At 67.7% G+C, this 19,873-nt stretch carries 19 protein-coding genes, 1 tRNA gene and 2 pseudogenes; 19 read left to right on the top strand and 3 right to left on the bottom strand.

Annotation, left to right across the window (positions count from 1 at the left end):
* The first annotated feature begins 1,251 nt into the window (after positions 1–1,251).
* The 3 genes from ACIGA3_RS04120 to ACIGA3_RS04110 are packed head-to-tail and all read left to right on the top strand — an operon-like array spanning position 1,252 to position 4,863.
* A complete protein-coding gene (locus ACIGA3_RS04120) occupies positions 1,252–2,463 on the top strand; it encodes a hypothetical protein (protein WP_399710295.1) in 1,212 nt (403 codons plus the stop codon).
* A complete protein-coding gene (locus ACIGA3_RS04115; RefSeq protein WP_399710293.1) occupies positions 2,463–4,202 on the top strand; it encodes an Hsp70 family protein in 1,740 nt (579 codons plus the stop codon). The genes ACIGA3_RS04120 and ACIGA3_RS04115 overlap by 1 nt, the downstream gene beginning before the upstream one ends.
* 31 nt (positions 4,203–4,233) lie before the next feature.
* Positions 4,234–4,863 (top strand): hypothetical protein, encoded by a 630-nt coding sequence (locus ACIGA3_RS04110; RefSeq protein ID WP_399710291.1) that lies wholly within the window; start codon positions 4,234–4,236, stop codon positions 4,861–4,863.
* 235 nt (positions 4,864–5,098) lie between these two features.
* On the opposite strand, the gene ACIGA3_RS04105 is transcribed toward ACIGA3_RS04110, so the two are convergent.
* On the bottom strand, positions 5,099–5,563 hold the full coding sequence (locus ACIGA3_RS04105; RefSeq protein WP_399710289.1) for an NUDIX hydrolase: 465 nt from the start codon (positions 5,561–5,563) through the stop codon (positions 5,099–5,101).
* A gap of 18 nt (positions 5,564–5,581) precedes the next feature.
* On the opposite strand from ACIGA3_RS04105, the gene ACIGA3_RS04100 reads away from it, so the two are divergent.
* Both ACIGA3_RS04100 and ACIGA3_RS04095 read left to right on the top strand, forming a co-directional pair.
* On the top strand, positions 5,582–6,361 hold the full coding sequence (locus ACIGA3_RS04100) for a GntR family transcriptional regulator (protein WP_399710287.1): 780 nt from the start codon (positions 5,582–5,584) through the stop codon (positions 6,359–6,361).
* 138 nt (positions 6,362–6,499) lie between these two features.
* On the top strand, positions 6,500–6,856 hold the full coding sequence (locus tag ACIGA3_RS04095; protein WP_031182347.1) for a hypothetical protein: 357 nt from the start codon (positions 6,500–6,502) through the stop codon (positions 6,854–6,856).
* Between the two features lie 10 nt (positions 6,857–6,866).
* On the opposite strand, the gene ACIGA3_RS04090 is transcribed toward ACIGA3_RS04095, so the two are convergent.
* Complete coding sequence (locus ACIGA3_RS04090; protein ID WP_399710819.1) at positions 6,867–7,130, bottom strand: hypothetical protein; 264 nt, start codon at positions 7,128–7,130, stop codon at positions 6,867–6,869.
* Between ACIGA3_RS04090 and ACIGA3_RS04085 the strand changes: the two are divergent.
* From ACIGA3_RS04085 to ACIGA3_RS04045, 9 genes and pseudogenes are all read left to right on the top strand, one after another.
* A pseudogene (locus ACIGA3_RS04085) lies at positions 7,012–8,213 on the top strand (FtsK/SpoIIIE domain-containing protein). The gene ACIGA3_RS04090 and the pseudogene ACIGA3_RS04085 overlap by 119 nt on opposite strands.
* A 75-nt stretch (positions 8,214–8,288) precedes the next feature.
* On the top strand, positions 8,289–8,486 hold the full coding sequence (locus tag ACIGA3_RS04080) for a hypothetical protein (protein WP_350900247.1): 198 nt from the start codon (positions 8,289–8,291) through the stop codon (positions 8,484–8,486).
* Positions 8,486–9,148: a DUF2637 domain-containing protein gene (locus ACIGA3_RS04075; protein WP_399710285.1), complete on the top strand. Its 663-nt coding sequence runs from the start codon at positions 8,486–8,488 to the stop codon at positions 9,146–9,148. Before ACIGA3_RS04080 ends, ACIGA3_RS04075 begins: the two co-directional genes overlap by 1 nt.
* Before the next feature lie 19 nt (positions 9,149–9,167).
* Entirely contained in the window at positions 9,168–9,359 is a 192-nt protein-coding gene (locus ACIGA3_RS04070) for a mobile element transfer protein (RefSeq protein ID WP_399710283.1), read from the top strand.
* 12 nt (positions 9,360–9,371) lie between these two features.
* Positions 9,372–9,527 carry a hypothetical protein gene (locus ACIGA3_RS04065; protein ID WP_199587223.1) on the top strand — a complete coding sequence of 52 codons (156 nt, stop codon included), beginning with the start codon at positions 9,372–9,374 and terminating at the stop codon, positions 9,525–9,527.
* 24 nt (positions 9,528–9,551) lie between these two features.
* Entirely contained in the window at positions 9,552–9,866 is a 315-nt protein-coding gene (locus ACIGA3_RS04060; protein ID WP_399710281.1) for a SpdD-like protein, read from the top strand.
* An 88-nt stretch (positions 9,867–9,954) separates the two neighbouring features.
* Positions 9,955–11,360, top strand: a pseudogene (repSA, locus tag ACIGA3_RS04055) (replication initiator protein RepSA).
* The gene (locus ACIGA3_RS04050) at positions 11,357–11,554 is read left to right on the top strand and encodes a helix-turn-helix domain-containing protein (RefSeq protein WP_366571352.1); all 198 of its coding nucleotides are present in this window, start codon (positions 11,357–11,359) and stop codon (positions 11,552–11,554) included. Before repSA ends, ACIGA3_RS04050 begins: the two are co-directional and overlap by 4 nt.
* Positions 11,554–12,948 carry a tyrosine-type recombinase/integrase gene (locus ACIGA3_RS04045; protein WP_399710279.1) on the top strand — a complete coding sequence of 465 codons (1,395 nt, stop codon included), beginning with the start codon at positions 11,554–11,556 and terminating at the stop codon, positions 12,946–12,948. Before ACIGA3_RS04050 ends, ACIGA3_RS04045 begins: the two co-directional genes overlap by 1 nt.
* A gap of 178 nt (positions 12,949–13,126) precedes the next feature.
* On the opposite strand, the gene ACIGA3_RS04040 is transcribed toward ACIGA3_RS04045, so the two are convergent.
* A tRNA-Arg gene (locus ACIGA3_RS04040) sits at positions 13,127–13,199 on the bottom strand.
* A gap of 271 nt (positions 13,200–13,470) precedes the next feature.
* On the opposite strand from ACIGA3_RS04040, the gene ACIGA3_RS04035 reads away from it, so the two are divergent.
* The 5 genes from ACIGA3_RS04035 to ACIGA3_RS04015 all read left to right on the top strand — a co-directional run bounded on the left by ACIGA3_RS04035 (position 13,471) and on the right by ACIGA3_RS04015 (position 19,634).
* Complete coding sequence (locus tag ACIGA3_RS04035; RefSeq protein WP_399710277.1) at positions 13,471–15,081, top strand: dynamin family protein; 1,611 nt, start codon at positions 13,471–13,473, stop codon at positions 15,079–15,081.
* Between the two features lie 30 nt (positions 15,082–15,111).
* Positions 15,112–16,905, top strand: a complete 1,794-nt coding sequence (locus tag ACIGA3_RS04030) for a GTPase (protein WP_399710798.1) — start codon at positions 15,112–15,114, stop codon at positions 16,903–16,905.
* A gap of 304 nt (positions 16,906–17,209) precedes the next feature.
* Positions 17,210–17,677: a single-stranded DNA-binding protein gene (locus ACIGA3_RS04025; RefSeq protein WP_399710275.1), complete on the top strand. Its 468-nt coding sequence runs from the start codon at positions 17,210–17,212 to the stop codon at positions 17,675–17,677.
* A 323-nt stretch (positions 17,678–18,000) separates the two neighbouring features.
* Entirely contained in the window at positions 18,001–19,350 is a 1,350-nt protein-coding gene (locus tag ACIGA3_RS04020) for a Cys-Gln thioester bond-forming surface protein (RefSeq protein ID WP_399710273.1), read from the top strand.
* A gap of 47 nt (positions 19,351–19,397) precedes the next feature.
* The gene (locus ACIGA3_RS04015) at positions 19,398–19,634 is read left to right on the top strand and encodes a hypothetical protein (protein ID WP_399710271.1); all 237 of its coding nucleotides are present in this window, start codon (positions 19,398–19,400) and stop codon (positions 19,632–19,634) included.
* The last annotated feature ends 239 nt before the right edge of the window (positions 19,635–19,873 follow it).

The following is a 19,873-nucleotide window of genomic DNA, read 5'->3' as shown; positions in this document are numbered from 1 at the left end:
CGGTACTGCTAGCCATCTACGCCCGATGCATCTCGGGGCAGCTCCGGGACCTCAAACAGCGGATTTTGGCTCACGGGGCCCCCGACCTGCCTGAGATCGGCTGACGGCCGTCCGGAGAACTTCCCCGTGTATTCACCGCAGCCACCCGCAGAAACCCGGTGACAGCCGGACAGCGCCGGACCCTCCCTGTGATCACCGGGGGTGCGCCCGGCACTCTTTTGCGTGGAGCCGCACCGCCCTGACCAGCGAAAGCCTCTCACGAAGGGTGGGCTGCACGTGAGCGCCCGCGGCAGGACTCGAACCTGCGAACAAGCGCTTAGAAGATGCGGGCAGGCCTCAGTGATTCAGCGCGGTCGGCCTACGCCAGCACCGTCTCGGGCCGCTGCCGTCCGCTGTCGTTGCCGTCGGAGCTGCCGTCACTGCCGTCAGCGGTGCTGCCCTGCAACCAGCGCACTAGGGGTTCGCTCACCGGGCCGCGCGGCCTGCTCTGCGTCCACGACGCTGGGGGGTGGCGGTGCCCCTGTGGTGCGTTGCCCGTCGTCGCAGCCTACGGCGGCGCTGTCCCGCTGCGCGCTGCTGAGCTCTCACGATGGCGACTGTCTGCGGATCACTGATCAGGTCGTAGTCGTACAGCAGAAGTGCGTCGTCGTCCCCGTCGAGCAGGCGGCGCAACGTGTCAATGTGGCGCTCAGGGCTGGTGAGTAGCCTCTTCGACTCCAGCCAGGCGGCCAGACCGCCATCGTCTTCCAGGACGGGACTACCGTAGTCAGCTGGCCGGACATCGGCATGCCAGTTCTCCGGGTGCAGGCATAACACGTCCAGTGTGGCAGATCATCGCCGGAACCCCAGGCCAGAGCGGGGTGGAGGTGGCCACCCTCGGGTGCCGACTGCCAGCGTTGGTCGACCTCGGACGGCCCAGGGACGGCCCAGGCCCGCTTAGAAAAGTCGTTAGAGAGACGACGGGCAAACCTCGGCTGAACGCTGTTCTTTCCTTACTCAGGGTTTCACCGACCAACCTTCGACACACATGCGGCAGGCACTCGGGGCCGGCGATCCCTCATAGAAGACCGTGGCCGTTCGGCCTCCACCCTCAGCCCGCCAGCGTCGTCCAGCTCTTTGGTTATCCCTCGATTGAATCTGAATAATTCACATAAAACACCCAAAAGGTGCAACATGTCATAGAGCTGGAAGTGTCGTCGTTCACCTCAAGGTATCTGCGTCGCGCTGTACGCTAGGTTGGGACTAATGAGAGTGGGGGGCTCATCCTTGGTATCTGCGGGTCTATTCACTGGCCTGTCCAGTCTGAGTGGCAATCTGCTGACGCTTTACAAGATCAAGCAGGACGGCAGCTTTCGCGACCAACAAGAGTTGCTTCACCGACTGCGCGAGCTCGAGGCTGGCAACGCGCAGCAAAGGGCCCTGCAGAATGAATCGCAGGCGGCTCGGAATAGGGTTCATGAGGCCGCCATTGACCACTCCTACGAGATTGAGCGCGACTGGCGCCAGGCCCGTGTAGGTATCGAAGTCAAAGCGATTCAAGACAAGATGGATCGCGACCTGAAGGAAGCCCCTTTCTCCTATACGAGTAATGACTTCTACACCCTTGTGCACGATGCTACTAGGGGTGGAGAAGTACCTGCGCTACTGGTAGCGCCGTTCGTCCGCGACAACTTGAGTGGACAAGAGAATGCTGACGGGCCGCATTCCTTTCGTGTCGCCATAAGGAGGAAGTGGCTTCAGTCCCCCTGGTCAAGCGATCTCGTTTCTTTGGACGGGGCCCTTAAGCGGCCACTAATAAGTACAGATGTGGATATTCTCCACATTCAGAGAGCGTTGCGGGATCTTCCTGTAATCCTCGTCTACGGGGAGGTTCAGTCCAGTAGCAGAGTTTGGCCTGCTCTTTGCGCCTGGAACATAGTCGACTCGCCGGAGTTGCGTTCCGTGCAAGTTAACTTCCCGCCGGTCCCACTTCCTGGAGTAAATCAACAAAACCCTCCCGATTCTAACAGCGTCCTTGCTTTTGAAGATGAACTGGGCGGTTCCACCGCAATCACGGCTGGGCTTATCGCTGAGTGGTTCCATCTGGTCAAGCACGGAAGAATCCCAAGGCTGCACACCTTGATTCCCGCAGCTTTGCATTCTGAGCGACGAGTTATTGCTGCCGGGCTTGCAGCATCATTCGAAGTGGCATTGGAACGGGGCCGAGTCGACATCGTTTCCGCGCGCGTCGGACAAGCCAGCGTCTACCTTGATGTGGGACTTCGCGCCCAGGCGATTTCTGCGGCTTCTCAGGCTCTAGCCGCGACGGAATCTGGTGCGGCGCACGCTGCCACCCAGTCAATTCGACGATTGGCTGAAGTCTTGGACACGCTCGGACTTTCCGACGAGGCCAACCGCGCCCGATTGGCTCTGGAGGCTGCCGCGCGCAGGGCTATTCTTCGAAATTTCGGGTGGGGGAGCTGATGAAGAAGCAAAGGATTATCGCGGCGATCGACTTCGGCACTCACGGTACAGGTTTCGCCTGGACCACTATTGACGAGCGCCACAAAGATCCCAAGCGGCGACAGGTCTGGTTTCGGACCCGGTGGCCGAATCACCCAACTCCCTATCCGAAAAACCTGAGTGCACTTCTATTGTCTCGTGACGGCGAATTAGTGGCGTGGGGTTATGAGGCTCGGCGCAGATGGGCTGCACTATCCGCACGAGGGGAATCGGGCGACTATGACTTTCATCTCGGCTTCAAGATGTCTCTGTCGACAGATGAGAAGCCCGAGAGTGAAGAAATTTCGGGCGGACGTCTAGGGTACGAGAAGTCTAAAAAGCTAGTCACGATCTTCCTCCAGAAAATGCACTCCACGGCCATGGAGGAAATCTCAAAGAGTGGCTACTCAAGCGATGAAGTGCGCTGGTGCCTAACAGTTCCCGCGATTTGGGATGAATACCAGAAGCAGCTGATGCGGGAGGCCGCCGTAGCTGCTGGATTTCCTGACGACGAAAAGCGTCTTCAACTAGTTATTGAGCCGGAGGCCGCCGCTTATCACGCCAGAGTGTCCGGCGTTCGCACAATTAATACCAGCGGTCGTCGCCCCTCCTTGATGTCGCGCGGATCTCGATTTCTCGTCGCCGACTGCGGCGGCGGAACTGTCGATATAACGGCCTATAAAACCGACGCACGGAACCGACTTGAAGAGATAGGGCGCGAATGCGGGGGGAAATTCGGGTCTGAATATGTAAATCAGGCATTTCTTGAGCGCATTCTGGCGAAGCGGCTGGGGTCGTACGATGTTGTCGATCAAATTGGAACCCACTCCCCAGCTTCAGTGATCGACCTGCTGGACTCCTGGGAGAAGGCCAAAGTCAGCATCACGAAGCTAGACGATGACGCCATCTACCTTCCGATTCCAGCGGCTCTTGATCGGCTTCTTGATGGGACTGCTCGGGAGTCACTGAGTAAGAGCCAGGACGGGATCGTTGACTTTCTCGTCGTCACGGCAGAGGAAGCCAGGGATATATTCGAGACCGTAGTCCCCGGAATCTTGTCGCTTGTAGACAAGCAGCTGGACGAAATGCGTGTTCAGCGAAGGAATGCCCCAGGCAAAGAACTAGTGATTCTTGTTGGGGGTTTCGGTAATTCACCCTACCTACAAGAACGGCTGCAGGAGCACCTGGAGGGCAGGGCCGATGTATTGGTGCCCCCTGATCCCGAGGTTGCTGTTCTCCTTGGCGCCGTGCACTACACCTACGATCCGCAGACTAAGTCGCGACGCACTAAGTACACGTATGGGTGCAAAACAGCCGGTGCCTTCCGTGATGGCATTGACCCTGCGGACTACCTGATCACTCTCCCTAATGGCGAGCGGCGCTGCAATAACCTCTTTTCGCGGTACGTGCAGGTTGGGCAGAGCGTTCCGGTGGACGAGTTGGTAACGCACACCTTCTATCCGCTTTATGAAGACCAGAAGCAAGTTGCCTTCGACATTTACAGCTCTACATCGAAAAATCCAACTTACGTGACGGATACGGGCTGCAACTTGATCGGCAAACTTACGGTCGACCTCTCGGACGCTATGGACCTTCCTCGCAGCGAGCGAGCGGTCAGGTTGTCGTTTGTCTTTGGCGAGGTCCAGATCAAGGTAATGGCGGTTGTCGCGAAAACGGGAAAGCTCGTTACTGCCCATCTTGATTTCACGCCGGTGACTTGATTATCCGCATTCTTCGAGGAGAGAAAAGCCTATGCGCGATTCCGCTTCGGCTAACGTGAGTCATGATGCGATCTTGGAAATGATCTTGCATCGGCTGACCGACCTCGATTCGCGGGTTAGCGATTTGAGCGAGAAGCTCCACGACCTCCTTGCTCAGCTGGCCTACACCAGAGACGATCTAACTGGGGCCGCCGATGAAGTGCATCGCGTACTGGCTGATGAGATCGGCACGTTCGTTGGACAGAAACTGCTGGCTCTCTCATATACGGCAGTTCAGCACACACATCGAAACGGGTACACAAAGAAGCGTCTTGCTCAGACTATGAGTAAACTGTGCTCGGCTTATCTGGCCCCTGCAGGGGTGGAGCTGGGTCGCGCTCGCAGAATATTGCGAGCCCGAAAGGGTGATGAAGTATGGCAGACTGCGGGGCAAGCGGCTTTGCAAGTTAAAAAAATTCTCGACACAGCAAGAAGTCGCGGAATTGAGTTCGTATGGGACTACGAGTTCACCGCTGGGATGCCCATCGATGAGACCAGGCAACAGGCTTGGTCAAACTGCGATCCTGATTCCGATGTGAGTTTCGTTGTTGTGCCTGGTTACATTGCTGGGGGTGAGTGCTATCGCTTGCAGGAGGTATTCACCGAAGGCGCGGCGAGCTGAATAGCAAGGCCGGCGGAGCGGCTTTGGGCTGGAGCTGCTTTGGGGCGAGTGATCATGGCCCTGTAAGCTTCCGGCGAGTCGGGCAGTCTGTGGACCTGGTCTCCCCACTTCATGCCCGCAGCCGCCGAGCGCGCCGCCGGGCGCGGCCAGCCGGGGCGGAGACAGGAGGCAGGCCGCGCCGCAGAGGCGGCGCGCGCCCGCGCCGTGCGCGGGCCTTGATGAAGTAGAGAAAGTCTTATCCCGCTGGGATCAGGCGCTTGCCGTCATGGCTCCGTACGTGAGGCCCGTTGCCGTCCAAGGCGTCCAGCAGCCTGACCGCGAAGACCTCCGACATCCGCTCGCTGACCTCGTCCGGCGTGATCCAGGAGACAGCCGTGGACTCGCTAGAGGTGCGCTCGATGCCGCCGGACGGCTTGCAGCGGAAGACCAGGGCCACGATGCCGCGGGGCAAGTTCTTGTAGACACCGGTGAGTTCGTCCACTTCGACGTGGATGCCGGTCTCCTCCAGGACCTCGCGGGCCACGCCGGCCTCGGGGGTCTCGTCGAGTTCGAGGATGCCGCCGGGGAGTTGCCAGGCGCCGTTGTCGGCTCGGCGGATTGCCAGGAGGCGGCCGTCCTCGCGCACCACCACTCCGGCCACGGACACGGAGTGCAGGGGAGACGGGTTCGCTTCCTGTGGTTGACTCATGTAAAGGAGCATAGGAGGCAGAGAAGGACTATGGGAACTGCGGCGGGAGGGGTCGGTTCCGGGCCTCGGTACGTGCAGATCGCGGACGAGATCGTGCAGCAGATCCGGGCGGGGATCCTCAAGCCCGGTGACATGGTGCCGAGTGAATCCGAGCTGGTGGAACGGTACGGCGTCTCTGGGGGGACGATCCGTAAGGCCATGGTCGAGGTGCGGGCGAGTGGGCTGGTCGAGACCCGGCACGGCAAGGGCTCCATCGTGAAGAGCCGGCCTCCCGTGCGGCACCGGTCCTCCGACCGCTTCCGGCGCTCACTCCGCCAGGGCGGGCAGGCGGCCTACCTTGCCGAGTCGGCACAGTCCGGCGCCACTGCCAAGGTCAGCGTTCTCTATATCGGTCCCATGGACGCGCCCGAGGACGCCGCCCAGCGTCTGGGCATCCCTGTCGGCGCGCAGGTGCTGGCCCGTCGGCGTCTCTACTTCCGCAACGGCACCCCGGTCGAGTCCGCGACGTCCTACCTGCCATGGGACGTCGTGAAGGACATCCCGGAACTGTTCGCCGAGAACCCGCGCGGCGGTGGCATCTACGCCCGACTCGAAGACCACGGCCACGAGTTCGCGGAGTTCGTCGAGACGCTGCAAGCGCGGCCGGCCTCCAAGGCGGAGTCCTCGGAGCTGGCGCTGAGCCCGGGAGCTCCTGTAGTCCACCTGATCCGCGAAGCCCGTACGACCGCGGGGCTCGTCGTCGAGGTGTGCGACACCCTCATGGCCGCTGACCAGTTCGTTTTCGAGTACCGGATCCCTGCTGACGACTGACGGTCGCTCAACTTCTCGCAGCCCGTCGTGAGTTCTTCCTCGCGGCGGGTTGACTCATGTACAGGAGTCATGCACTCTTCTTCGTATCACTCATATACATGAGTGCATGAGTTGGACCTCTATAGAGGAGTGAGCTCTGTGCGTCAGATCCCCGTCGACACCTCCGGCGCCGTCGTCATGGTCGCCAAGTCCCCGCAGGTCAAGGTTCGTGACCGCCGTACCGGCGAGATCGCCACCGACACCGAGACCGGGGCGAAGCTCATGACGGTGGACGTGATGTTCGCGGCCAACGAGGAGGTTGAGATCCTTTCCGTCACCGTCCCGGAACCGGGTATTTCCGGTGAGCTGGCCATGGGCACGCCCGTCGCCCTCACCGGTCTGATCGCCCGGCCGTGGGAGAACGACTTCAACGGGCAGAAGCGGCACGGCATCGCGTTCCGCGCGGTCGCGGTCACGTCCCTCGCGGGCGCTGCCGCAGGTGCTGAGGCGGCCTGATCATGACCGTCTACGCGGTCTCCTTGGTGCTGGTCGCCGCTGCCGTAGGTCTCCTGCGGTGGTGGCGTCCCGCCTGGTACTGGTTGACCTTCGGGGTCACGTTGGCCGTGGTGCGGGTCCTGGTCCGGTACAGGTCGGTCATGGACGCCTGCGGGCTGACCGTTCCGCCCGCACGGTGGCGCCTCGCCCTGGCGCGAGCCACCAACCGGCCGATACCGGAGCCGCGTTCGCCGCGCATTCTGCGGATGAGGCCGACCCGTACCGGCCTGGTCATGCGACTCAAGCTGCGCCCAGGGCAGGACGCCTTCGACGTCGCTGCCGCCTCGGACCGATTACGGCACTCGTTCTCGATGTACGGCGTGACCTCGCGGGAGGTCCGGTCCGGCGTCGTCGAGCTGCGGATGACCGGCTACGACGTGCTCAAGCGGGTGCAGATGCCGGCCGAGACCGGCCCGCGGCCCATGCGAGTCCCGGTTGCCCTGCGGCAGGACGGCTCGGTGCACTACCGCGACTACCGGGCGATACCTCATGCCCTCACCCTCGGCGCCACGGAGTCCGGGAAGTCGGTCTATCAACGCAACCTGGTCGCCGGACTCGCGCCGATGGATGTCGCCCTCGTCGGTATCGACTGCAAGCAAGGGGTGGAGTTGTACCCCCTGGCCCGTCGGTTCTCCGCGCTGGCGGACGACGCCGACACCGCCGCTGAAGTGCTCGATGCGCTGGTCAGCCGTATGGAAGGTGTCTACCAGCTCATCCGGTCTCAGCAGCGGATCACCTCCGATGTGCCGGATGCGGAGATCGCTGCCGACATCTGGGACCTCCCCGACGACCTGCGCCCGGTCCCGGTCGTGGTCCTAGTCGACGAGGTCGCGGAACTCGCCCTGTACGCCAGCAAGGACGAGGAGAAGCGCCGAGACCGGATCATCACCGCTCTGGTCCGTCTCGCCCGGCTCGGCCGCGCGGCCGGCATCTACCTCGAAATCTGCGGGCAGCGCTTCGGCTCCGAACTCGGCAAGGGCATCACCATGCTCCGTGCCCAGCTCACCGGCCGCACCGCTCACCGTGTCAACGACGAGACGTCCGCCAACATGGCCTTCGGCGACATCGCCCCGGACGCTGTTCTCGCCGCCATCCAGATCCCTGCCGAGATGCGGGGGCTCGCCATCGCGGGCGACTCCTCCGGAGGTTGGCACCGCATCCGCGCCCCCACACCTCGCTCCGCCAGGCTGTGAACATCTGCAACCGGTACGCCGACCGGACCCCGGCTCTGCCTGAGCTGGCCGCATTCCGGCCCGTTCTCTCCGCCTCCTCCGCCGCGCCCGTGTCGTTGGCCAAGGCGTCCTCGGCCACTGCCTGACTCTCCGGCCCCTTCGGCCGACCACCCCCGCGCCGTGTCCCTACCCCCGCCATGCCCAAACGAGGGAGAACCGTCATGTGCCCCGCCTGCGAGGACTTCGCTCGAACCGTGCTCCTGCTGGGTCAACTCGCCCTGTACGCCGACATGGACGGCGCCGACCTCGACTTCGTGGAGGTCGTCAGCCCGGCCCTCGCCGTGTCGCTGCCCGAGCCGCCGCCCGGCATGTTCCCCGACGACTCCGACGGCGCCTCCGCCGACCCCGGCGACTCCTGATGGGAGCCCGTCGCGGTCTCCGGGTCGACGCGGTCTTGGTCCAGGCCGTCATCGCCGGCGCCCTCTCCTTTGCCCACCTGCACGACCTGGCCGCCGCTGCCGGGCAGAACGGATGGAAGGCGTGGGCGTACCCGGTCAGCGTCGACCTGCTCCTGGTCGCCGCCTGGCGGCGCCTGCGCAGTGAAGGGCCGTCCCGGCTGGCCTGGTGCTGGTTCGTCGTCGCGCTGTTCGCCTCGCTCGGAGCCAACGTCGCTACCGCTGGGTTCCTCGACCTGGCCAACCCGCCCGCACTGCTCCGTCTCGGTGTCGCCGGATGGCCCGCAGTCGCGTTTCTCGGCGGAACGCTCCTTGCCCATTCGCCCGATGCGGAGCCGGACCAGGCGCCACCGGCAGTCGCCGCCGACGTGCTGAGGGCCGAGCAGTCGGAACCGGAAGTGGTGCCCGAGCCCGATGGGGTCACCACTCCCGTCACGGACGACCCCGCTTCGTCGTCGCCGGTGGTCCCCGCTCCGCAGGTCCCCGCAGTCCTCGTCGAGCACGCCCGCAAGGTCGCCGACGAGTACCGCGCTCGCACCGGATCTCCGATCGACCCTGACACCCTCCGATCCCGCCTCGGAGTCCCGTCGCAACTCGCTGACGCGATCGCCGCCCAACTTGCCTGACCGGAAGGAGATCCCCGCGATGCCTGCCCGCGAGAACTTCCACTCTGTGATGCGGATCGGCCCCGTGCAGATCGGGACGCACCGCGACCGCAGCGGCCGGACCACGCACGCCGCCGTCTGCACCGCCGACCGCTGCGGCTGGTCCGCCGACTACTCCAGCCAGACGGCCGCCCAGCTCGCCGCTCGCACCCACCGCTGCAACGTCCGCTAGGAGACACCGCCCATGAACGTCCCGCTCTGGCTTGCCCTGTTGGCCGTCGGCTGCCTCGGCGTCAAGCTCATCCGCCCGCCCTGGTGGCTCATCGCCGTGCTCCTCCTCGGCGGCTACCTCCTGGCCGACAGCGTGCTGGCCCCTGTCATCGACACCGCCGTCAAGTAGCCCGTCACGGAAGGAGAACCGCCCATGTTCCGGCCCAAGCTCCCCACCATGCCGCAGCCGACCAGCCTGCCCGTCGCGATCGAGCCGACCACCGTCACCGTCGGCAGCCAGGACACCCCGGCCCCGCCGTCACCTGTCGCCCCCGCACCGGCCCGTCCGGTCGTGCAGCTCACGCCCGGCGCCGTCCTCGCCGTGGTCGGCGGCGGTTTGGCCGTCGTCCTGGTCCTCGGCACCGTCCTGGTCTCGCTGCTCCTGGCGGTCGCCATCACCGGTGCCTCGGTCGCCGTCTGCGCGGTCGTCCTGCGCTCCCTGCTCGCCTCCGACGCCAAGCGCCGCTGACCGACTCCTGGGCGGCCTCGATACCGCCAAGCATCCGCCGCCCAGGAGCCGTCCCTGTCCGATCTCGCAACCGGAAGGAACCCCCAGCATGGCCTACCGGGCCACACCCACGACACAAATGCCGGCAACGTCCGCTCAACGGCTCGACCCGGTCATCCTCGGAGACGTTCTCCGGGTGGCCTCGACGTCCGAGTACACCCGCTGGGAAGACCAGATCCGCCGCACGGGCGGCTGCTCCGACCCTGTCCACCTCACCGGCTGGACCCTCCACAAGGACAAGACCACCGGCGAGACGCTGCACCACTACTCCACAGCCAACGAGCCGGGCGGCCGACTCCGCCTCGCCTGCGGCAACCGCCGAGCGTCCTGCTGCCCCGCCTGCGCCTGGACCTACGCGGGCGACACGTACCACCTGATCCGTGCGGGCCTCGCCGGAGACGAGCGACGGGACATCCCCACCGCCGTCCGCGAACACCCGCGCGTCTTCGCCACCCGCACGGCCCCTTCCTTCGGCCCGGTCCACAACCGCCCCGACCATGGCGCGTGCCGCTGCGGCACCCCGCACGCCCCGGACAGCTCCGAACTGGGCACACCGCTCGACCCGGACACCTACGACTACGCGGGCGCGGTCCTCTTCAACAACCACGCCGGTCAGCTCTGGCAGCGCTTCACCACACGCCTCCCCGCGAACTCGCCGCCCGCGCGAGCCTGCCTCGCCGGGAACTCGCTGACCACCTGTGCGTCTCGTACAGCAAGGTCGCGGAGTTCCAGAAGCGCGGTGCCTTGCACTTCCACGCCGTCGTGCGGCTCGACGGTCCCGACGGCCCCGGAGCGCCGCCTCCCGCCTGGGCCACGGTTGATCTCCTCACGGACGCGGTTCGCGCTGCCGCCTCGCACTCGTACACGTCTGTCTCGGTCCCGGCCGCCGACGACCAGCCAGCGCGGACCTTCCGTTGGGGCCGACAACTCGACGTCCGCCCGGTCAAAGCCTTCGGAGACGGCGCCGACATCACCGAGCAGGCCGTTGCCTCGTACGTCGCCAAGTACGCGACCAAGGCCGCTGAGAACACCGGCACCCTCGACCGCCGTATCGGCGAACTTGCCGAACTCGACCGCCACCGCGTCCCCGACCACGCTCGGCGGCTCATCACGGCGTGCCGCGACCTGGACGCCCTATACCCCGACCGACGGCTCTGGGCCTGGGCGCACATGCTCGGCTTCCGCGGGCACTTCTCGTCCAAGTCGCGCACCTACTCGACCACCCTCGGCAGTCTCCGCCAGGAACGCGCCGAGTACCGAGCCGCACAGGAAGCCGCCGCCCTCGGCCTCGCTGACCGCGAACCGGACACGGTCCTCGTCCTGGCCGATTGGCAGTACGCCGGCCACGGCCACACTCCCGGCGAGGCGGCCCTCGCGGCCACCATCGCCCGCGCCCCCCAGACCAACCGCGAGACCGCCCGAGACGCCCTCCGGGCCGAAGGGAGCGCGGAATGACCACGGCCGTCCGGTCACGGAACATGCTCACCCTCGCGGAGGTCTGCGAGGAACTGGCCGTCTCCCGCTCGACCTTCTACGACTGGCGGGCCAAGAGGCGCGCTCCGCGTTGCATCAAGCTCCCGAACGGCGATCTCAGGATTCGGCGCAGCGACCTCGAACACTGGTTGGACGACCGTGAGGACGCCGCCTGATGGAGACGACCTACGACGTCAAGGTCTACAAGATCCTCACCTACAAGGGAGCCAGGAAGACCACTCACACGGTGCGCTGGGTGGTGGCGGGCAAGCGCTGGCGTGAGCCCTTCGGCACAGTCGCGCTCGCGGAAGGCTTCCGCTCGGAACTCATCTCCGCGACCGGCAAGGGGGAGGCGTTCGTCATCGCGACCGGCCTGCCGGTGTCGCACCGTTCCAAGTCGGCCGCCATGAGCTGGTACAAGTTCGCCGTCGAGTACGTGGACGCGCGCTGGGCTCAACTCGGAGGCAACAGCCGGAAGAACCTCGCCAAGACGATGACGGCCACCACGATCGCCCTGCTTCGAAGCAAGCCCGCCCAGTTCGAACCGGCCGCGGTTCGCACAGCCCTGCGCGAGTGGGCGTTCAACAAGAACCAGCGCGCTGCGGCTCCCGGCGATGTGGCGGTCATCCTCAAGTGGGTGGAGCGGAACTCGTTGCCCGTCTCGGCCTGGGAGGAGCCGGACAAGGTCGATGAGGTTCTGCGGGCCCTCGACACGCTCCTCGACGGCAGGCAGGCCGCCGCGTGGTCCCGTAAGCGGCATCGCCGGATCCTGAACGTCGCCATGAAGCACGCGATCCGGCGCCGCATCCTGCGGACCAACCCGCTCCCCAAGGGGAAGGAGACGACGGCCGCCACCAAGACCACCAACGCCGTGGACAAGCGGTCCTTGGTCAACCCGGATCAGGCTGCGGCCCTTCTCGACTGGGTCCGGCGCCGGCCGCGCGGAGGTAAACGGCTACACGCCTTCTTCGCCACGCTGTACTACTGCGGCCCGCGTCCCGAGGAAGCCGTGGCCATGCGGGTGGAGGACGTGACACTCCCGGACCCTGACAGCCGCGACCAGTGGTGTGAGCTGCTGATTCACACGGCCACGCCGGAGGTCGGCAAGCAGTGGACCGACACCGGCAAGATCCACGAGGAGCGCGATCTGAAGGGTCGTGCCGAGGGGGAGACGCGCACCGTTCCGGATCATCCGGCCCTGACGCGCATCCTGCGGCGGCACATTGAGGATGAGGGCCTTCGCCCCGGTGACCTACTGTTTCAGGGGGAGAAGGGCAGCGTCCTGGCGGGTTCCGTCATCCGCCGAGCCTGGCGCGGCGCCCGCAAAGCAGTGCTGCCCGCCCACGTCTTCGAGTCGCCCACGGGCAAGCGGGTGTACGACATCCGGCATACGCGCCTGACCAAGTGGCTCAACGACGGGATCCCGCCCGCGCAGGTGGCCGACTGGGCTGGCAACAGCGTGCCCGTGCTTCTGGCCACCTACGCCAGGTGCGTCGAGGGACAGCTTCCCGATCTCAAACGGCGGCTGGAGGCCGCCGGAGATCTGCCCGAGCGGCCGGATGACGGCTGACGGAGCCCCCGAAAACTTCGACACGTATTCGACACGGCCACCCGCCAGAACCCGGTGACAGCCGGACGGCCCCGGAGTCTTCCCACGATCGTGAGGGAGGAGGACGGGGCTTCGGCGTGCTTGCTGAAACCGTGCCTGAACAGCAAAAAGCCCTTCCCGAAGGAAGGGCTTGGACGCGCGCCCCCGGCAGGACTCGAACCTGCGGCCAAGCGCTTAGAAGGCGCCTGCTCTATCCACTGAGCTACGGGGGCCTGGTGCGGGTCAAGGATAAAGCTCCCCGTTCCTTGACCCCGTCGCCGCGCCTCCGTGGCTCGATGTGGAGGTTCGGTGAAGCGGTCAAGATAATCGCAGGCGGGTACGAATCATGCATCGCTTTTGCGCCCTGACGCGCCGGGTGTTGTGCACTCGTTATGCCGGGAGGGGGCCCGCGTCCCAGTCATCCCTTCCGTCCGGTCTGTCCCTTCGGCGCGCAGGCATGTCTATATGCTTCAGAATTCCCCTAAAATTGGGCATTCTTCGCATGTGGTGACCTTGGACGTACGCCCTCAGCTACTCGACGCACTCGCTGCTCTGCGCGACCGTGTCGCCGCCGCACGCTTTCCGCTCCCCCTGGCGGGAGCCCCGCGCGTGCGCGCCAACCGGGACGAGCTGCTCGCCCAGCTGGACGACTATCTCGTACCCCGATTGCGCTCGCCCGAGGCGCCCCTGCTGGCCGTCGTCGGTGGATCGACCGGGACCGGGAAGTCGACCCTGGTGAACTCCCTGGTGGGGCGCCGGGTGACGGAGGCGGGCGTGCTCCGGCCGACCACCCGTACCCCCGTGCTCGTCTGCCATCCGGAGGACCAGCACTGGTTCAGCGGCATGCGCGTACTCCCCGACCTCACCCGCCGCTGGGTGCCCCACCAGGAGAAACCCGCCAAGGACAGCGAAACCCCCGGCGAGGACCACGCGCGCGTGCTGCGCGTCGAGACCGCCGAGAGCCTCCCGCGCGGGCTCGCCCTGCTCGACGCCCCCGACGTCGACTCGCTGATCGCCGACAACCGTGTACTCGCCGCCCAGCTGATCTGCGCCGCCGACATCTGGATCATGGTCACGACGGCCGCACGCTACGCCGACGCCGTCCCCTGGCACCTGCTGCGCACCGCCAAGGAATACCGCGCCACCCTGATCACCGTCCTGGACCGGGTGCCGCACCAGGTGGTCGCCGAGGTATCCCGCCAGTACGGCGCCCTGCTCACCAAGGCCGGGCTCGGCGAGGTGCCCCGGTTCACCGTGCCCGAGCTGCCCGAGTCGGCCTGGGGCGGCGGACTGCTGCCCGCCTCCGCCGTCGCCTCGCTGCGCACCTGGCTGCACCACCACGCCCAGGACCCCGGCGCCCGCCGCAGCGCCCTCACCCGTACGGCGTACGGCCTGCTCGACTCGCTGGCCGCCCGCATGCCGGAGCTGGCGAGCGCCGCAGCCGCCCAGTACGCGGCCGCCCTCCGCCTCACCTCCGCCGTGGACGGCGCCTACGACAGCGAGCACACGCGCGTGCGCGGCCGGCTCCAGTCCGGCACCGTCCTCGCCGGGGACGCCCTCAAACGCTGGCGCGCCTACCCGCTGGACTGCACCGCCGGCGAACTGCTCGACGCCCTCACGGAGAGTCTCGGCGCGCTGCTGCTGTGCGCCGTCACCGCCGCCGACGAGCGAGTGGACGAGTCGTGGCGCCGCGAACCCGCCGCCCGCGCCCCGGAACTCGCCGACCGCGACCCCTCCCCGGAGAGCGCCGAGCACCGCATCGGCCTCGCCGTACGGCGCTGGCGGCGCGAGCTGGAGGAGTACGCCGAGGACGAGGTCCGCGAGCTGGAACGCGGCAACGCCCCCGACGCCGAGACGGTCGCCGCGCTCGCCGCAGCCGTCGTACTGGGCGGACGCCGGGCGCGTACGGCGGGCGAGGGGCTGGCCGAGCGGATCGGGGCGCACGGCGCGCTGCGGCTGCGCGACCGCGCCGGGCGCCTGCTCACCGAGCACGTCGACCGGGTCCTGCACGGCGAACGCGAACGCCGCCTCGCCCCCATCGACGCCCTGGACGTCCACGCCGAGTCGCAGGCCCAACTCATCGCCGCGCTGTCCGTACTGCAGAAGGAGAGGTGACCGGTGACCGCCGTCGCCAAACAGGACCAGATGGATCACGTCGACGACACGGGCCCCGCCGATGAGGAGCGGCACGCGCGCGTGGAGGGCGATCAGCGCCCCGACGGCGGCGACGAGGCCCCCGCCGGGAGCGGCGCCTGGGACGACGGCCTCATCGCCCGCCGCGCCACCGAGGACAACGCACCCCTCGAAGCCCCCGCCCGCGGCGCGACGAGCGGCGGCCCCCCGGCGCCCCTGGCGTACGACGGCCCCCTGCGCTCCCGCCTCGACGCGCTGCGCGAACTCGTCGGGCTGTCCCGCGCCCGCCTCGACAACCACACCCTCGCCGAGGCCGCCCGCGTCCTGGACGAGGCCACCGCGCGGCGCAAGCTGTCCGGGCAGCACACCGTCGTCGCCATCGCGGGTGCGACCGGAAGCGGCAAGTCCCAGCTGTTCAACACGCTCGCCGGGGTGCCCATCTCCGAGACCGGGGTACGCCGTCCGACGACCGCCGCGCCCATCGCGTGCAGCTGGAGCGACGGCGCCGCCACCCTCATCGACCGCCTCGGCATCCCCGGCCGGCTGCGCCGCCGCCCCTTGCAGAGCGCCGAGGCCGAGGCGCAGTTGCGCGGCCTTGTCCTGATCGACCTCCCCGACCACGACTCGGCGGCCGTGCAGCACCGCGAGCACGTCGACCGGGTCCTCAAGCTGGTCGACGCGGTCATCTGGGTCGTCGACCCGGAGAAGTACGCCGACGCCGCGCTGCACGAGCGCTATCTGCGGCCGATGGCGGGCCACGCCGAGGTGATGTTCGTCGTCCTCAACCAGACCGACCGGCTGCCCGCCGAGGCCACCGAGCAGATCCTCGACGACCTGCGCCGCCTGCTGGACGAGGACGGCATCGCGCTCGGTGAGTACGACGAACCCGGCGCCACGGTCCTCGCCCTGTCCGCGCTCACCGGCGACGGCATCGGCGACCTGCGCGAGGCGCTCGGCAAGTTCGTGGCCGAGCGGGGCGCCGCGGCCCGCCGGGTCTCGGCCGACGTGGACGCGGCCGCCGCCGACCTGCGCCCGGTGTACGCCGCCGGGCAGGGCGTCGGGCTCAGCGAGGAGGCGCGCGAGGAGTTCTCCGGCCGGCTCGCGGACGCGGTCGGCGCCACGGCCGCGGGCGAGGCCGCCGAACGCGCCTGGCTGCGCAGCGCCAACCGCGCCTGCGGTACGCCCTGGCTGCGGCTGTGGCGTTGGTACCACGACCGCGGCGGTCCGCAGACCGGCAGTCTCCCGGTGCGCCCGCAGACCGACGCCGAGGCGACCGCGCGCCAGCGCGTCGAGCAGGCGGTCCGTACGGTGTCCGACCAGGCCGCGGCGGAGCTGCCCACGCCCTGGGCGCAGGCGGTGCGCGAGGCGGCCGTACGCGGGTCGCAGGGGCTGTCGGAGTCGCTGGACGAGCTGGCGGGCCGCGCCGGGCTGCCGCCGGGCCGCCCGCCCCGGCCGGGGTGGTGGCCGGTGGCGGTGCTGGTGCAGGCGGCGATGACGCTGCTCCAGATCGTGGGCGGGATGTGGCTGGTGGGGCAGATCGCGGGGGTGCTCTCGCCGAATCTGGGTGTGCCGGTGCTGCTGATGCTGTGCGGGATCGTCGGGGGGCCGCTGGTGGAGTGGGGGTGCCGGCTGGCTGCGCGGGGGCCCGCTCGGCGGTACGGGCAGGAGGCGGAGCGGCGGCTGCGGGAGGCGGCGGCGAGCTGTGGACGGGCTCGGGTGCTGGACCCGGTGGCGGCGGAGCTGCTGCGGTACCGGGAGGTGCGGGAGCAGTACGGGCGGATCGCGGGGGTGGGGGTCGGTCGGTAGGGGCGTTTAGGGCGGGCTGGGGATGGCGTGACCACCTGATCGGGTGACGGAGTTGTCCACAAGTGGGGGGCCGTCCACAGCGCTCTGCGGGGTCGGCGGGGGCGGGGCAGTCTGGTGCCACGGCGATCGCACCGCCTGCCCGGCGGACCAGGTGGGGGACGGGCGGGCTTCGCGGTCGGCGGTCGTGCGGCGCGCCACGAGTGAGACCGGTGCGCGCCGCACGGCACAGGAAGCCGTACGGGAAAGGCCCGTACCGGCACCGGAGGCCCCCGGCGGTGAGCGCCGGGCGAGGGAGGGGTTCACGATGAACGAGACAGTGCTGTGTGTGGTGGGCAACGTGGCGACGCGGCCGGTGTACCGGGAGCTGCCGAGCGGCCCCTCGGCCCGCTTCCGGCTCGCGGTGACCGCGCGGTACTGGGACCGGGAGAAGAGCGTCTGGACCGACGGACACACCAACTTCTTCACGGTGTGGGCCAATCGGCAGCTCGCGGTCAACGTGGCCGCCTCAGTGGAGGTGGGGCAGCCGCTCGTGGTGCAGGGCCGGCTGAAGGTGCGGACCGAGGTGCGCGAGGGGCAGCAACAGGCGTGGGCATCGGCCGACATCGACGCGGTGACGATCGGCCACGATCTGACACGGGGGACGGCCGCGTTCCGGCGCTCGGCCAAACCGGAGACACCACCTCGGGCGGAGGTGCGTCCGGAGCCGCAGTGGGAGACACCACCCGCGGAGCCGGAGAGTCAACATAGCCCGGAAGAAGCTTTGGTGACGTGACGTCACCTGTCACCTGACCGAGACGCGGCTTATCGGCGAATGCGCCTCGAACGCCCCGTGCAAACCAGTGGATTTGTCGATAAGCCCAGCTTGAGAGCGGCGTTCGCGATAACGATTACAGCTCGGATCAGCCGTCCGGCCATCTGACCGCAGGGTGCCGGGTCGGTTGATCCATAGGATGCCCAGGCGTACCCCCTAGGGGTTGGTGATTTCTGCTGGTGGGACCGCCCCCCAATTCCAACGGGTCCTGCTCGAAGGGGAATTCTGTGCTTTCTGCGTTCTCTGGGTTCACCCGGTCCACCGCGCCCGTCAGGGCCGGTGCCATGACGCTGGCCTGCGGGCTGGCGGCGGCGGGTGTGCTGTCCGGTGCCGGTACGGCCCTGGCCGACGGGAGACCGCAGACGCAGAACGGGGCGACGGCCACGATCAACGGCCTCAAGACGTACGGCGAGGCCGTGATCCACGAGGACGGCACCGACCTGCGGGTGCCGGCGGGCCTGTTCGACATGTCCGTGGACGGCGGCGGCACCCTCCAGACGTACTGCGTCGACCTGCACAACCCCACCCAGCGCGACGCCAAGTACCAGGAGACCCCCTGGAGCGGCACCTCGCTGGGCGCCAACAAGAACGCCGGGCGCATCCGCTGGATACTCCAGAACTCCTACCCGCAGGTGAACGACCTCGACGCGCTCGCCCGCAAGGCCGGCGCGACCGGGCTCACCGAGCAGGACGCGGCGGCCGGGACCCAGGTGGCAATCTGGCGCTACTCCGACGCGGCCAAGGTCGACGCGACCGACCCGCAGGCCGAGAAGCTCGCCGACTACCTGGAGAAGAGCGCCCGCCCCGCCGCCGAGCCCCGCGCCTCGCTCACCCTGGACCCGCCCGCGCTCTCCGGCCGCCCCGGCGACCTGCTGGGACCGGTGACCGTGCACACCGACGCCGCCGGCGTGATCGTCTCGCCTCCGGCGGACGCGGCGGCCGAGGGCATGCGGATCATCGACCGCACCGGCAAGGTGATCACCTCGGCGCACGACGGCAGCCAGCTCTACTTCGACATACCTGAGGACGCGCCGGACGCCACGGTGCAGGTGGCCGTGCAGGCGTCCACCACCGTCCCGGTGGGCCGCGCCTTCGCCTCCGAGTCGCGCAGCCAGACGCAGATCCTGGCCGGGTCCAGCGAGTCCACGGTCTCCGCGACCGTCGACGCGACCTGGGCGGCCGAGGGTGCCGTACCGGCGGTGTCGGCCCGCAAGAACTGCACCAAGGGCGGCGTGGACGTCACGGTCGCCGACAAGGGCGACGAGCCGTTCACCTTCGAGCTGATGGGCACCTCGCACACGGTCGCTCCCGGCAAGGCCGACACGATCACGGTCCCCCTCAAGGAGGACCAGTCCTACGACTTCACCGTCACCGGCCCGAACGGCTTCACCCAACGCTTCACCGGCATCCTCGACTGCGCCACCCAGGGCCCGGCCACCGCCGCCTCCGCCCAGACCCTGAGCGAGCCGACCCCGATCACCTTGCCGGGAGCGGCCCCTGGAGGGACGGACCTGGCGGCTACGGGTGGGTCCGCGCTGACGCCGGTGATCACGGGGGCGGCTATCGGGTTCGTCGTGATCGGCGGGGCTGTGCTGGTGATTCTGCGTGGGCGGGAGAACCGGGCGGGGGAGTAGGGGTTGCCCCTGCGGTTTTTTGCTCACCGTGATCGGTCCAGGCACCGGTGACGACGAAGGAGACGACCGTCCGGCCGCCAGGGACGCTCGGCGACGAAGCGGTGCTGTCCCGCCTCGACAAGGTCGAAGAAGAGGCCCGCGATGGCAGAGCAACCCACACGACGTTCCGTCACATCACGGAAGCCTTGAGACTCAACGGCAAGCAGTGCGATGCCCCGCGCCGACTACTCGTCAACAGTCGCCCGGAAGTGCCAGAAACTTCTGAGAGGGCGGTCGTACGCTGATCCAGCAGTAGAGACGATGCTCACGATCCAGCGCCCTGCGCGTGCCAAGCCGGCCGCGCGATCGAGGAACTCGGCGAGGGTCCGCGACACCGGGTGATCCGATCCGAGCTGCTACCTGTTCAGCCGCTTTTGCTCGTTCTGCCCGCGCCGCGCCGACGCGCGCCCAGGTCAGGGTCGGCTGACAGGAATGAGGTCGGACTCCGCTCCGGGAAGTGTACGGAGTCGTGATCACTCGCTCC

The sequence above is a fragment of the Streptomyces sp. NPDC085596 genome (assembly GCF_044541565.1).
GTDB lineage: Bacteria > Actinomycetota > Actinomycetes > Streptomycetales > Streptomycetaceae > Streptomyces.
The sequence above is the reverse complement of the archived record's forward strand: the minus strand, read 5'-3'. Positions and strand labels throughout refer to the sequence as shown.